Here is a 13,719-nt window from a genome sequence, read left to right as displayed (position 1 = left end):
AAAAAAAAGAGAAGGTATCATGAAGAAATAGAGAGAAGGAACAAGAGTTGGAGAACAAGAAAAATTGGCTCATTTACATTATGGTCGGAGCAGCTACAACGACGTGGGGAAGTGCATTTCTTGCTGGAAAAATCGCTGTAGTTAGCTTCGAACCGACCACTGTTGCGTTTTTGCGTTTTTTTGGTGCCATGGTGTTGTTATTTCCAATTATGTGGGTAACCGAAAGAAATAGAATGAAACCGACAAAAAAAGAATGGTTGCTATTTGGGTTATTAGGTTTAACTGGGATTGCCATTTATAATATTTGTTTCTTTTTAGCGAGTAAGCATGCACCGGTGATAAAAAGTTCACTATTTATTGCTGCCAATCCCGTTCTAATTACCATTTTAGCAGGACTGTTTTTAAAAGAAAAAATTACAAAAAGTCATGTCATTGGCATGATTATCGCGTTACTAGGAGCAGTTATTATCATTTCTGAAGGTCATATTGTCGCGATGTTAAAACTAGGCTTTGCTCCCATTGATTTTATATTAGTAGGGGCTGTGATTAGTTGGGCGCTTTATAGTGTCCTAGGAAGAGTTGTTTTACGTCAGTATAGCTCACTTGTAGCCACTACCTATGCTGTCGCATTCGGAACGTTATTTTTGTTTCCTTTTGCTTTAGCGGAGACGTCTTGGAACGATGTACAACAAGCGACCATAGGAGCATGGGGTGCAATTGCTCATATGAGTATATTTGTAACGGTCATTTCGTTTATTATGTATTATCAAGGAATAAAAGTAATTGGCGCAGCAAAGGCATCAATCTTTATTAATTTGATGCCTGTCTCTGCTGTCATCATGGCTATTATATTTTTAGGAGAAACGTTTACGTTTGCCCACATCCTTGGAGCGATATTGGTATGTAGTGGCGTTACGATTGGAAGTTATTTTGGAAATGCGAAAAAGAAGAATTCTGATGGACCAAAAGGAATTGTAGGTGATGAACCACATGTTAGAGCAAACTGATTATGTAACTTACGTTAAAAGAAAAGTAGCAGCGTGGGAAAAAGAACCGAATTCGTTCAGAGATGATGCAGAAGCCCTACGTATGTTAGCAGAAATTGACATGAATACTCCTATTGAGGAAGAGGAGAAACAATTACTACAGTCTACGCTCTATAGTCTTCTTGCCTACTCCCGATTTCAAAGAGTAAGTATTGTAGACGATGTTACTGAGCGTTGGCTTTCCCTTGCTTCTAAAGAGGAGCAACAAAGTCCTCTTACGTATTGGGTCAAGCTTATGATCATTCTTGAACAATGCCGTACTAGTTATTTACCTGATGAATTCCCTCAAATTAGAGAAACAGACCATGGTTCTGCAAAAAGAAAGCTAGCACAAGATTATGTCAATCTAGCTGAACAGTTTTTTAAGAGAATTCCAACTTGTAGAGAGCAGTTAAAGCAGGCTGATGAATACGCTACTATACTAAAAGACGATTTATACAAGGACATTGTCAAGAGACTTCAAGACTTACTTCAGGAAATTGAAACAGAAATGCTTAAGGTAACGAAGTCAACGGAGGCCTATAAAGATTCAATGACGGGCATTTACTACTCGGCGACTCAGCTCCATGAAATTCGCTCTGTCATTCAAACGGTTGAACAGCTGAAGAGGAAATGGGAAGAGTTAGTAGCTACCGGAGATGAAACGCAACATCAGTCCTCTGCGTTAGAAGAGTTGTACAAGCTGATTGGACTCGATGATGTGAAAAAGCGGGTCGAGGCGCTATATAACTTTTTACAATATCAACAGATTCGTAAGGAAAAAGGATTTCACCTTCAAAATGGTGTCAATTTAAATATGATTATCACAGGAAATCCGGGGACAGGCAAAACGTTACTCGCTCGGACGTTGGCTAAAATCTATAAAGAGTTAGGAATGCTAGAAAAAGAAGAAGTTGTTGAGGTCAATCGATCTCATTTGGTAGGTGGATTTGTCGGTCAAACAGAAGAAAATACGATGAATTATATTGAAAGAGCACTTGGTGGAGTTCTCTTTATTGATGAAGCCTATGCATTAAAACGAGAAAATGCTGCAGGGAACGATTATGGACAAACAGCAATTGATACCCTTGTCGCAGCGATGACAAACAGTGAGTACGCTGGCAAATTTGCGGTTATCTTAGCTGGTTATCCTGAGGAAATGCGGCAGTTTATGATGTCTAATCCAGGTCTTCGAAGTCGGTTCCCGGAACAAAACATCATCGGCTTACCGAACTATACCTTATCTGAATTAACAGCAATCGCTGAAAAAATCGCAATAGAAAATGATTTCTTCTTTTCAAATTCAGGAAAGCAGGAATTAGTTAAACGGATAGAAAAAGAACAAGTGGATGAAACGTTTGGCAATGCAAGGACTGTGGAAAACATCGTTCAAGATGCGATTTTTCAAAAAGGGTCAAAGCTTGATTTAGCAGAACCATTGGACTATCAAGATGTTGCGATATTAACCGATGATGATGTGAAAAAGATAGAAGAGAAAAAGAGCGAACAGATGGCGTTAGATCGACTCGAACAACTCATCGGTCTAGAAGAGGTAAAAAAAGAAGTACAGCAATTAGCCGCTTTTGTAAAAGTTCAACAGCTTCGACTAGAAAAAGGATTACCAACCGTTCCGATTCAGCTGCATTCTGTGTTTACAGGAAATCCTGGTACTGGAAAAACGACAGTGGCCTCTCTTTTTGCTGAAATATTAAAAGAAATCGGTTTGTTAAAAAGGGGTCATCTGATTGTAACAGGTCGTTCCGATTTAGTCGCAGGCTATATTGGTCAAACCGCCATAAAAACAAAACAAAAAATAAGAGAAGCACTAGGTGGAGTTCTCTTTATAGATGAAGCTTATGCTTTGGCTAGTGGAGGAACAAAAGATTTTGGTCGTGAAGCGATTGATACTCTCGTTGAAGAAATGACAAAGCATGATGAGAACTTAGTTGTTGTTTTAGCAGGTTATCCTACTGAAATTGACTTTCTACTCTCTCAAAATCCTGGTCTGCAATCTCGTTTTAAAAAGCATTTCCTGTTTCCAGACTATCATGCAGAGCAGTTAGTAGACATCATGAAACAGCATGCTTCTCAGTATGGTTATGAACTAGATGCGGGCTTGACCAATAAGCTTAAACAGGTGTTAGAAGCGAAAAAGGTTCATGGAAATGGACGGTTTGCGATCGATGCGATAGACAATGCAATTCAAAATCATGCAAAACGAATCATTGAAAAACAACAGGAACTCACCAATACAGATTTGACAAGATTAACTGAAATGGACTTTATGTTGTTAAATGAATAAACCAGGGGGAGAACATGAAAACATCTAGCAAAAAAATTGAAGTAAGGTATGCAGAAACGGACCAAATGGGAATTGTTCATCACGGTAGTTACGTGATTTGGTGTGAATTAGGGAGAACACAATTCATCCGTGATATTGGATTCAACTATGCAGATTTAGAGGAAATGGGGATTTTATCACCTGTTACAGAAATTTCGTTACAGTATAAATACCCAGCTGTTTACGGAGAAGAGGTGACGATTACGACGTGGATTGAACACTATGATGGTCTGCGAATTGTATATGGCTATGAAATCGTCAACGAGCAAGGAAAGATTTGTGTCACAGGGACAAGCTCTCACGTCTGTGTGAAAAAGGAAAACTTTAAACCGATCTCAATTCGAAAGCAATTGCCTGATTGGCATGCCATTTATGAGCGAGAAAAGAAAACTTGCGAGTAAAAAAACGAATATATCTTATCATTCCCACAAATCGAGTAAAACGTTGCAGGATTTTTTAAATTTGTAAGGAAATCATACAGTAACACTGACAAACGCCGAAAAAAAAGGTATAAGAGAGGAGAGTCTATCTTGAAGACGGCAACGAAAACCATTGTTACTGATGAATTACAGCAGCGGAAAATAGCTCATATTGTTCGACAAATGAGCTCAGATAATCCATCAATACGTGCCCTTGCCCTGCAAACATTAGACGAGATGGTGATGAAAGAAGTTTTTCAAGAACGTGAAGGGAATTCCAGAAAAGGGAATGTTTTTTCACCATCAGGAAACAATCAAGGAGTAGAAGAGGTTAAAGAAAAAGACCAAGATTTATTGCAACGAATGAGACTACTTCAAACAGATAAAAAGCGAAAAAAGCGAAAGGTATGGCTCTCGCTTTGACGTAATGTTAGGAATGGAGGAATGAGTGTGTCTTCACTACAAAGAGAAATCATTGAAGCACTTCAAGTGGAACAAGAGATTGACCCCAAACAAGAAATTCGTAACCGAGTGGACTTCTTAAAAGACTATTTGAAACAGACAGGCGCAAAAGGATATGTCCTAGGCATTTCAGGTGGACAAGATTCTACACTGACAGGAAAGCTATGTCAATTAGCGATTACGGAGCTTAATCATGAGACAGACTCTTCATATACGTTTTATGCAGTAAGGCTTCCGTATGGTGAACAGCGTGATGAGGCGGATGCGCAGGATGCACTTGATTTTATACAACCAGACAAACGAATTACAGTAAATATTAAAGCTGCAGTTGATGCCTCTATTCAAGCTTTTGAACAGGCGACGGGTGAAACGTTATCTGACTTTAATAAAGGAAATACGAAGGCTCGCGAACGTATGAAGGCCCAATATGACTTAGGGGCTCATTATGGGTGCTTAGTTGTTGGAACAGACCATGCAGCAGAAGCCATCACAGGATTTTTTACAAAGCATGGAGATGGAGCCTGTGACATTGCTCCAATCTTTGGGCTCAATAAAGGGCAAGGTAAATTGCTATTGCAAGAACTTGGTTGCCCTCAACACTTATACACAAAGGCTCCAACTGCAGATTTAGAGGATAACCAACCAGGGCTTCCAGATGAGGTGGCATTAGGGTTAACATATCAGGAGTTAGATGCGTTTCTAGAGGGAAAAGATTTGCATGAGGAAAAGCGTGCGAAAATAGAAGAACGCTATACGCAAACAGAGCATAAACGACAGCCACCTGTTACATTGTATGACCATTGGTGGAAGAAGTAAGGAACAAAACATCTCATACAAGGCAGGGACAAAAGGAAAATCACAACCTTTTGTCTCTGTCTTTTTCTTTTTGTTTGAATTCAAAACTTTTTTTTCGACTTCGTTATTATCTTTTATAAAAATCGTGTTATAATTACCTATCTAAGAGCCGATTATACGAATGATTTCCTTATTCCATTCATATTCTTACTATGGTTATGAAACAATTAGAGTGAGGGAGAATAAAGAATGATACGTCAAAAGGTAATGATATTAGTTGTATTATTAATTGTTGTTGCAGGAATGGCTTATTACACAATTAATGGGGGAGTTTCTTTTAGCAAAGAAGGAAAAGAAGTAAATGACAAACCTGTTCAAGCTGAAGCAGAACCTGGAACAAGTTATACTATCGGGGATGAAGTGGTACTTAACCAGCTAGCACTGACAGTAAATGGTGTCCGTGTCGAGCAGGTTGAAGGAAGCAATGAATCTCAGTATGTAATAGTGGATATATCAATTGAAAATCAAAGGTCTAACATGCATGAATTTACCTTACATAAATTAACGTTAGCTGATGAGGAAGGCTATGCGTATGAACATACTCTTCAAATCGAAACAAAGGGAATTCTTGGTGGGCAAATTAGTTCAGGGAGAACGGTTCGAGGTGAGGTTGCCTTTTTAGTCCCGACCCAACAAAAATATGAACTAGTGTATACGGATCATCTGCGAACGGGTCAAGTGATATGGGATATTGAGGTCAATACAGGGGAATAGGAAATATGCAATCCTTGAATTAGGAAGAGGAGGAACGTAACGATGGTTGAAAAAAATGCAGATTTACATATGCATTCCACGGCTTCAGACGGAGGATATACTCCGTCTGAACTTATGAAAAAGTGTCATGATAATGGTCTAACCCATGTTTCGTTAACAGACCATGATACTGTAAATGGTGTGAAAGAGGCGATTCAAGCTGGACAAGCCTTAGGAATGACGGTTATTCCTGGAATTGAATTCTCTACAAAAGTATCGGGCAAAAGTGTTCATATATTAGGCTACGGGATTGACTGGCAGGACCAATCTTTATTAGACATGCTAGAATTGCAACGAGAACAACGGCGAAAGCGACTAGATGTCATTTTATCTAAATTAAAAAAAGTAGGAATTGAGTTAGAAGCTGCTGATGTGTTGGAGTTTGTTGATGGTGGGAGCATTGGTCGACCACACGTTGCAAAAGCATTGGTCAAAAAGGGGCATGTTAGAGATATAGCCGAAGCATTTGAACTATATTTGGCTGAAGGAAAACCTTGTTATGTTTCAAAGGAAAAAGAAATGTCCCCAGAAGAAGCCATTGAATGGATTCATCGGACAGGGGGACTTGCTGTCGTTGCACATCCCGTTTATTATGACTTAGATGAGATAATTGAAGAATTGGTACAAACAAAACAACTAGACGGGATTGAAATCTATCATCGAGACCATCCAGAAGATGTTGTTGCCCATTATGAACATCTCACAGCAGAGTGGGAATCTAAATATGGCAGACAATTATTGAAAACGGGCGGGTCGGATTTCCATCATGAAGATTATGGTAGAAACCGTGAACCTTTAGGAGTTACCCGTTTACAAACTTCATTAGCAATTGAACTAATAGATCAACTTCAACAAAGATAAGACAACGAGAAAAGGGTGGCAACGAATGCGATTAATTCAAATAGATCAATACCATGAAAAATCGATGGAATTAGCAAAACCGGTGTATGATTCGCAAGGAAGAGTGTTACTAGCTGCAGGGAATCGTATCCATCCCAAATATTTAACAAAATTAAAAGCAATTGGAGTCACGTTTCTACTCGTTGAGGACGTGATGTCGTCAGGAATTACCCTTGACGAAATGGTCGACATGCCTACATGGATGGATGCATCACAAACCGTAAAAGATTGTTATGAACATGCAAAAGCAAGAAAATTACTTCCTGTACGTGAGCTTCAGCAAACAGCAGCTAAACTGTTGAATGAGGTAAAGAGAAGAAAAGCGGTGCTGCTGATCCCATCTACGTCTGTCGCGAAAGAGCTTCAGCCATTTGCTCATAGTGTAAATGTTGCATTGATTGCTCTTCAAATTGGGAAAATATTAAAATATACAGATTCGAAACAACGAGATTTAGTAATAGGATGTTTGCTTCATGACATTGGTAAAGCAGTAACAAATAAAGAGCAAGAACATCCTGAAAAGGGATTTGAAATTTTACGAACGGCTCGTGAAATCAACTTGCTCTCTGCACATATTGCGTATCAGCATCATGAAAAAGTGAACGGGGAAGGCTTTCCTAGAAAACTTAAGGGAAGTGAATTTATTGAATTTGCTCAAGTGTGCAGTATCGCAAACGAGTTTGAGAATATGATTTCTAAACAGGAAATCAGTACGTATGAAGCCATTGAAAGATTGATGACTACCATAGATAAAAGTTATTCGCACCAAGTTATCGATGCTCTATTCAAAGGCGTTCCTTCTTATCTTCCAGGAACCCTAGTACGCTTAAGCACTGGAGAAGCAGCGATCGTCATGAGGATCGAAAATCACCTGCACCGCCCAGTCGTCAAAATAGCAGAAACAGAAAAAGAAATCTCACTAGAAGACAATCCAACTATTGTTATAACCGAAGAACTAACCGAAGCCCAAATAAAAGGATGATGAAAAGGTCGTCGTACTTTACCTTTTCATCATCCGAATCATGAGCGAAGCCTAGGATGAATTTTTCCTAGGCCGCTTTATAAATAGGAAGCCACTGTAAAAAGTTCAGTACCGAACTTTTACAGTGCCCTCGAGTTATAGTGCAATTTGACTTGATATTTCAGTACCTTGCAAAGCCTGTGAGGCTAGATGGTCTGCTTCTTTATTATTTTTTCGAGAGAGGCTTGAATAGTTGACTTGAAATCCAAGGTCAGCAACTTTTTTTTCAATTCGCTCAATCCAGCTCAATAACTCTTCTTCATAACAAGGCCATTCTTCGGTTAATTGGTTAATGACAACTAATGAATCACCTTGAATCGTCACTGGAATATGATGTGCCCCTAGGTTCTCAAGCTCTTGGATCCCAAACCAAAGCGCTGCATACTCCGCTTCGTTATTAGATTGAATCCCCTCAATACATTGGTTTTTGCGGATACGAAACTCTGTTTTGTTTTGGGTGAAATGAATGGTAATTCCAAGGCCTGCTTTATTTGATGTGTGCTCGAAGCCACCATCAAATGTAAGTGTAATGTTGTGAGGCTCGTCCTCTACACCTTTTAAGTATTTAAGAATTTCTTTTTTTGACCATTCGCTTCCTTGTTCATCTACAAATAATAACTCTTTAACTCTTCCTGTTTTTTCGATATCATTTACAATGGGTATCACGGTAGTAACAGGAATCGGTTTTGATTCAAATAACAACGGTTCTTTCCCTTTAACAGGGAGATAATCCCATTTAATTGTAACGTTCAATACATACCCCTCCAAGTAAAAAATAAATAAATTGCGAATTTTTTCATTTCATGATAATTTATTTAATTAAAAGGGTAAAGTTCTAGCGCATTTGACCTCTTTTTTGCAACCATTGGTTCAAGAAGCGCATAGCTTGTTTTGCAAGAAATAGTAAGATGAATTTTCTTATCATTTTTGCGATCATCACGACCATCCTTTCGTAACTTGTTATTTATATAATGTTCACTTTACTATATTTTACCCTTATAGAAAAAAGACAAACTAAAGGGACCGTTGGTAATGTGAAGTGTGGGCATAGAAATATTGAAGTGGAGGAGTGTAACAAATGCCAATTAAAGTACCAGATAATTTACCAGCTAAAGAAATTTTAAGTCGAGAGAATATTTTCGTGATGGACGAAAGCAGAGCGTATCGTCAGGATATTCGACCGTTAAAAATAGCGATTTTAAATCTAATGCCAGTTAAAGAGACGACAGAATCACAAATTCTTCGATTATTGGGGAACACCCCCTTACAAGTGGATGTCGTTTTTATTTATCCGGATTCGCATGTATCCAAAAATACATCGCAGGAACATTTGTCTTCGTTTTATAAAACGTTTGATGAAATAAAGGAATATCGTTTTGATGGTCTTATCATTACAGGAGCGCCTGTTGAAAAGATGGAGTTCGAGGAAGTGAATTATTGGGAAGAGCTACAACGTATCATGGATTGGAGTGTAACTCATGTCACCTCAACCTTACATATTTGTTGGGGAGCTTTAGCTGGACTATATCATCATTACAATGTTCCTAAACATATGCTTGATACTAAAATGTTTGGTGTCTTTCCTCACCTTGTAAAAGTAAGCAATGTAAAGCTTCTTCGTGGGTTTGATGACATCTACTTAGCACCTCATTCACGTCATTCCGAAGTACGTCGTGAAGATATTGAGAAAGTGCCAGACTTAGAAATTCTAAGTGAATCAGAGGAAGCTGGCATTTATATTGTAGCTTCAAAAAATGGAAAACAAATCTTTGTAACGGGCCATTCAGAGTATGACTGTTGTACATTGCAGGAGGAGTATCAACGCGATTTGGACAAAGGATTACAAATTGATATACCATTAAACTATTTCCCGGAAAACAATCCTGCCAATGCACCGGTATTACGGTGGAGAGCGCATTCGAATTTGCTGTTTTCAAACTGGTTGAACTACTATGTATATCAAGAAACACCGTATGATTTATTTTCAATATAAGCTTTGTTAGAGGGTGGCAAAGGGGGTGACCTTTTTGTTTCAGCCTCTTTTTATTCCATAAATCTCCCATTTAATGTATGTATGTGCTTTATTTGTATATAGAAGAACAGAGGAGAGAATAATACCATCAGAAAAAGAGTAAAAGGAAATGGTCATTGGAGTTGAATTACTATGACAATCACAGAAATGATAATTCGAACTACAATAGGCTTTATCATTCTTTATACGCTGTGCCGTCTTTTGAATAAAAAGCTTATATCACAAATGACATTTTTTGATTTCGTAGCAGGGATAACAATTGGGTCGATCGTTGCCAGTTCGTTGCTTATGCATGAAGTGTCAATCGTCATTGGAATGACTGGACTCATTCTTTTTTGCTTGTATACATTTTTGACAAATGTAATTGCGATGAAAAGTTTACGAGGACGAAAACTTCTAGAAGATGAACCTACATACATCATAAAAGATGGCCAAATTCTTGAAGAAGGCCTTAGAAAAACTCGAATGACGATGGACAACCTTCTTGCTCATCTTCGTAAAAAAGGGGTATTTTATCTTGATTATGTCCAATCTGCTATATTAGAAACAGATGGAACTGTTTCGGTATTAAAGAAACCTCAATTTTTAGAAGCGATGCAAAAGGATGTTAACAATGTTCAACTAAGCAGGGGAAGTGCGGAAGCTTTTATTATTGATGGTCAAATTTTGCATGATAGTTTAAAAATCATGGGTAAGGACCAGGAGTGGGTCGAGAGGATTCTTCAAGAGCACAACGTACGAAGAGTAGATGATGTTTTCTTTGCACAAATTGACCAATTAGGAAAAGTGTATCTAGATATTAGAAAGGACATCAATAACTAATTTAAGAGGTTGTGAAAAAAGGTTGTTTTTCACCTTTTTTTCACAACCTCTTAGCAATGAGCGTAACCGCCACCCTCTTTAAATCCAGTTGTGAGTGGTTTTCTAACAACTGGATTGTGGCGTGTGAAGCCATTGAAAAAAGGTTGTTTTTCACCTTTTTTCACAACCTCTTTTTATCCTACTTGTTCTACTTTTGGTTGTAGAGTGATTTTTTCTTCTTCTATCCATTGTCTTAAGTAATCAACGAAGTCAGCTTCCCATTGAGTTCCTTTCCCATTAGAAAGAATTAGTAAAGCTCTTTCCACTGTCATGCCTTTTCGATAAGGACGGTCTGAAGTCATAGCATCAAAGGCATCTGCTACGGCTAAAATCCGTCCCATTAAAGGGATGTCGTCCCCTGTTAATTGGTCAGGGTAGCCTTTTCCATCAATCCGTTCATGATGTGAGCGGACCCCTGGTAAATAAGGTTCCATGACTTCAACAGGTTTCACTTGCGTAAGAATTTCAATCCCGAGCAATGGATGCTTTTTGATTTCCAGAAATTCTTCTTCGGTTAATGGTCCATCCTTTAAAAGAACACTGTCACTTACACCAATTTTTCCGATATCATGCAACAGAGCCGTTACCTTTAGAAGTTGAAGGTCATTATCTGATAGCTGTGCTCTCTTGCCGATTTCCACTGCATATGTCGCCACACGCTCGGAATGTCCGGCGGTATAGGCATCACGGGCATCTAAGGCAACGGCTAACGTTGTGATAAAACTTTCATTTAATTGACGGTTTATTCTATCTCTCTCATTCAATCCTTGAACCATGTGATTAAAGCCGAAGATGAGACCAGAGAATTCATCAGAATAATAGTCATTCACTTTTATCGTTAATTGTCCGCTCTCTACTTTTTTCATGTTTTCTTTAAGGTGATTCACAGGATTAGTCAAAGACTTATAGAGAAGAGACCCACTGTATAGCGCCATTCCCACACTCACTGCAACAATTAATGCAAAAGAAAACCAGTAACCCAACGTAACCTCAACCTGTAAATACATATACCTAGAGTGGGTAATTATTCCTAATAGCATTAAAGGAAATACACTCAAGTAAATCGCACTTAATTGAATGATTGTTTTCAATGAAATGTGCAAAACAAGATTATTTGATAACGTTTCACCATGAAGCTCTTCCGCTTTTGAATAAAGCTGCTCTAGGACGGGCTCGATCGCAAAACTAGTATGAAAATATTCAATAATTGCATGCATGAAAGCAACCAAAACCGCACCAATGAGTGCATAATAAATGTAAATATAATCAAGTTGAAGGTATCCTAACCAAATAAAAGTAAGGCTTAAACAAACTGCGGGTAAAGCAAAACCGAGTAAGTGTGGTCCTAGAATTCGTAGCACAGATTTATTTGGAAAACGATGGGTTTGATTATAGGCAGTTATTAGGTCGTCTAAAGAAGGATTTTCTGATAACAATGCCGTTTTAATGGGTTTCATATGAGTTCTAAATACTAAATATTCAGAAATGAACATGATGAAAACTGAGACACATATGATAAGAAAAAGCAGTAAAATAATTTTGGGTTCTATTTGAGTCGTTGTAAACATTAATACACTGCCAATTCCAAAAACAGCGAAAATGGAACCAATAATATAGTTTTTTAATAAGGAAAGTATAAATTTTTGATAAAGCATCTTGCTCCAACTTTCTCAATTGATTAGTCGTGGACTGTCACGTTTTCTTTTTTCTAGCATAGCTTTACATTAGGTATTAGTCTATTTTACTAGGTTATTGTCAAGTAATCTATTGGTCTTTTCTGTATTTGAAATATATTTTTATTGGAGGCGCGCTTATGAATAAAGTAAGACATTATTATGTTAGCGGTCACACAAGAAACGGCTTTTTTTCAGTCCTTCCAGAACTAAGTAAAGATTTAGATTGTATTTTTGTTTTAAAAGGACTATCAATATCGCAAACAAACCATGAGTTACTTAGATTGGGAGGGTTATGTGAAGAACAAGGCTTTCATGTTGATTATTTACATTCACCTAGTAATAACGATTTAATTGAAGGTCTTCGCTTCCCAGCGTATAAAGTAGCTGTTGTTTCTAACGACCTTGTTTCAAAGCTTGGGCGAACATTTACTGAACAAAGAGTCGTAGTTATCCATTTTACAAAAGCATATGATAAAGATAACCTTCAACGAGTGATCCAGCATATGAAACAGCTTGAGAAAGAACGTGATTATCACATTCAATCAGCTTATGAGACATTTGCTGATGCGAAGCATTTTCATGAAAGAAAAGAGGAAATTTATTTAAGTGCTATGAGTTTTCCAAAGGCAGATGAAGTGACAGATGATTTAATTACATCGTTATTTCCGAGTCCACCAAATGACCAATCGACTGGAAAAGAAGAAACCATTTTCTTTGGGGCAGCTACTCCAAAAGGAGCTGTGCATTTTATTGATGAGCTGACGGTAGGATTAAACAAACGTTATATTATTAAAGGTCGGTCAGGATGCGGGAAATCAACGTTAATGAAGAGAGTTGCGAACCAAGCGAAAAAAAGAGGGATGTCAGTTACCTACTTTTTATGTGGATTTGACCCAAATAGCTACGATATGATTATTATCGAAGAATTGCAAATCGCTATTCTTGATGGAACAGCGCCTCATGTCATTGACCCTACAAGGGAAACGGATGAAGTTATTGATATGTTTGAATTGTGTGTGAACCCACAAATTGAAGTTGAACGAATGACAGAAATAAAAGAATGCGAGTCCGAGTATAAAGAACGCATGAAAAAAGGTACGATGCATTTACGAAAAGCGGCTGAAGTGCAGGATGTTATTGACTCGTATCATGATTCTGCCATTGACCAAGAACAGCTTGCCACGTTAGAACAGCAAATGGTTACTTTAATTATGAGTTCACTTGATTAAACGTGTGGAGCATTCGGTTACAAGTATAAACCCATGTTTGTGGCAATCGTCACATTGCATGGGTTCTTTTTCCGTTAATAAGAAAAAAAACGATAAAAAAACTAAGCAATGTTTACGAAAAACAAACTATACTTTTTGGTGAAGT

Annotated in this window: 13 protein-coding genes; 11 read left to right on the top strand and 2 right to left on the bottom strand. The window is 37.9% G+C overall.

Annotated features, from left to right (window positions below; genetic code table 11):
* Window positions 1–47 precede the first annotated feature (47 nt).
* The 8 genes from BK585_RS14280 to BK585_RS14245 all read left to right on the top strand — a co-directional run bounded on the left by BK585_RS14280 (window position 48) and on the right by BK585_RS14245 (window position 7,737).
* The gene (locus BK585_RS14280) at window positions 48–1,007 is read left to right on the top strand and encodes a DMT family transporter (protein WP_245805838.1); all 960 of its coding nucleotides are present in this window, start codon (window positions 48–50) and stop codon (window positions 1,005–1,007) included.
* Complete coding sequence (locus BK585_RS14275) at window positions 991–3,327, top strand: AAA family ATPase (protein WP_078554203.1); 2,337 nt, start codon at window positions 991–993, stop codon at window positions 3,325–3,327. Before BK585_RS14280 ends, BK585_RS14275 begins: the two co-directional genes overlap by 17 nt.
* 14 nt (window positions 3,328–3,341) lie before the next feature.
* Window positions 3,342–3,767 carry an acyl-CoA thioesterase gene (locus tag BK585_RS14270; protein ID WP_078554201.1) on the top strand — a complete coding sequence of 142 codons (426 nt, stop codon included), beginning with the start codon at window positions 3,342–3,344 and terminating at the stop codon, window positions 3,765–3,767.
* A gap of 129 nt (window positions 3,768–3,896) precedes the next feature.
* Complete coding sequence (locus tag BK585_RS14265) at window positions 3,897–4,208, top strand: hypothetical protein (protein ID WP_078554199.1); 312 nt, start codon at window positions 3,897–3,899, stop codon at window positions 4,206–4,208.
* A 27-nt stretch (window positions 4,209–4,235) separates the two neighbouring features.
* Complete coding sequence (gene nadE / locus BK585_RS14260) at window positions 4,236–5,063, top strand: ammonia-dependent NAD(+) synthetase (RefSeq protein WP_245805837.1); 828 nt, start codon at window positions 4,236–4,238, stop codon at window positions 5,061–5,063.
* 228 nt (window positions 5,064–5,291) lie between these two features.
* Window positions 5,292–5,816 carry a DUF4352 domain-containing protein gene (locus BK585_RS14255; RefSeq protein ID WP_078554195.1) on the top strand — a complete coding sequence of 175 codons (525 nt, stop codon included), beginning with the start codon at window positions 5,292–5,294 and terminating at the stop codon, window positions 5,814–5,816.
* Between the two features lie 42 nt (window positions 5,817–5,858).
* Window positions 5,859–6,716 (top strand): PHP domain-containing protein, encoded by an 858-nt coding sequence (locus BK585_RS14250; protein ID WP_078554193.1) that lies wholly within the window; start codon window positions 5,859–5,861, stop codon window positions 6,714–6,716.
* Window positions 6,717–6,741: 25 nt separating this feature from the next.
* Window positions 6,742–7,737, top strand: coding sequence for an HD-GYP domain-containing protein (locus tag BK585_RS14245; RefSeq protein WP_078554191.1), 996 nt, complete (start codon window positions 6,742–6,744; stop codon window positions 7,735–7,737).
* A gap of 135 nt (window positions 7,738–7,872) precedes the next feature.
* On the opposite strand, the gene BK585_RS14240 is transcribed toward BK585_RS14245, so the two are convergent.
* Window positions 7,873–8,529 (bottom strand): reverse transcriptase-like protein, encoded by a 657-nt coding sequence (locus BK585_RS14240; protein WP_078554189.1) that lies wholly within the window; start codon window positions 8,527–8,529, stop codon window positions 7,873–7,875.
* Between the two features lie 325 nt (window positions 8,530–8,854).
* On the opposite strand from BK585_RS14240, the gene metA reads away from it, so the two are divergent.
* On the top strand, window positions 8,855–9,769 hold the full coding sequence (gene metA / locus BK585_RS14235; RefSeq protein WP_078554187.1) for a homoserine O-acetyltransferase MetA: 915 nt from the start codon (window positions 8,855–8,857) through the stop codon (window positions 9,767–9,769).
* A gap of 171 nt (window positions 9,770–9,940) precedes the next feature.
* A complete protein-coding gene (locus BK585_RS14230; protein WP_078554185.1) occupies window positions 9,941–10,630 on the top strand; it encodes a DUF421 domain-containing protein in 690 nt (229 codons plus the stop codon).
* Window positions 10,631–10,803: 173 nt separating this feature from the next.
* Here BK585_RS14230 and BK585_RS14225 read toward each other — a convergent pair whose 3' ends face one another.
* Complete coding sequence (locus tag BK585_RS14225; RefSeq protein WP_078554184.1) at window positions 10,804–12,324, bottom strand: HD domain-containing phosphohydrolase; 1,521 nt, start codon at window positions 12,322–12,324, stop codon at window positions 10,804–10,806.
* A 158-nt stretch (window positions 12,325–12,482) separates the two neighbouring features.
* Here BK585_RS14225 and BK585_RS14220 point away from each other — a divergent pair, with 158 nt between their 5' ends.
* Window positions 12,483–13,574, top strand: coding sequence for a P-loop domain-containing protein (locus BK585_RS14220; RefSeq protein ID WP_078554182.1), 1,092 nt, complete (start codon window positions 12,483–12,485; stop codon window positions 13,572–13,574).
* Window positions 13,575–13,719 lie beyond the last annotated feature (145 nt).

It is taken from the genome of Bacillus alkalicellulosilyticus (genome assembly GCF_002019795.1).
GTDB lineage: Bacteria > Bacillota > Bacilli > Bacillales > Bacillaceae_F > Bacillus_AO > Bacillus_AO alkalicellulosilyticum.
Note: the sequence above shows the minus strand (reverse complement) of the source record. Positions and strands in the feature narration are given on the sequence as shown.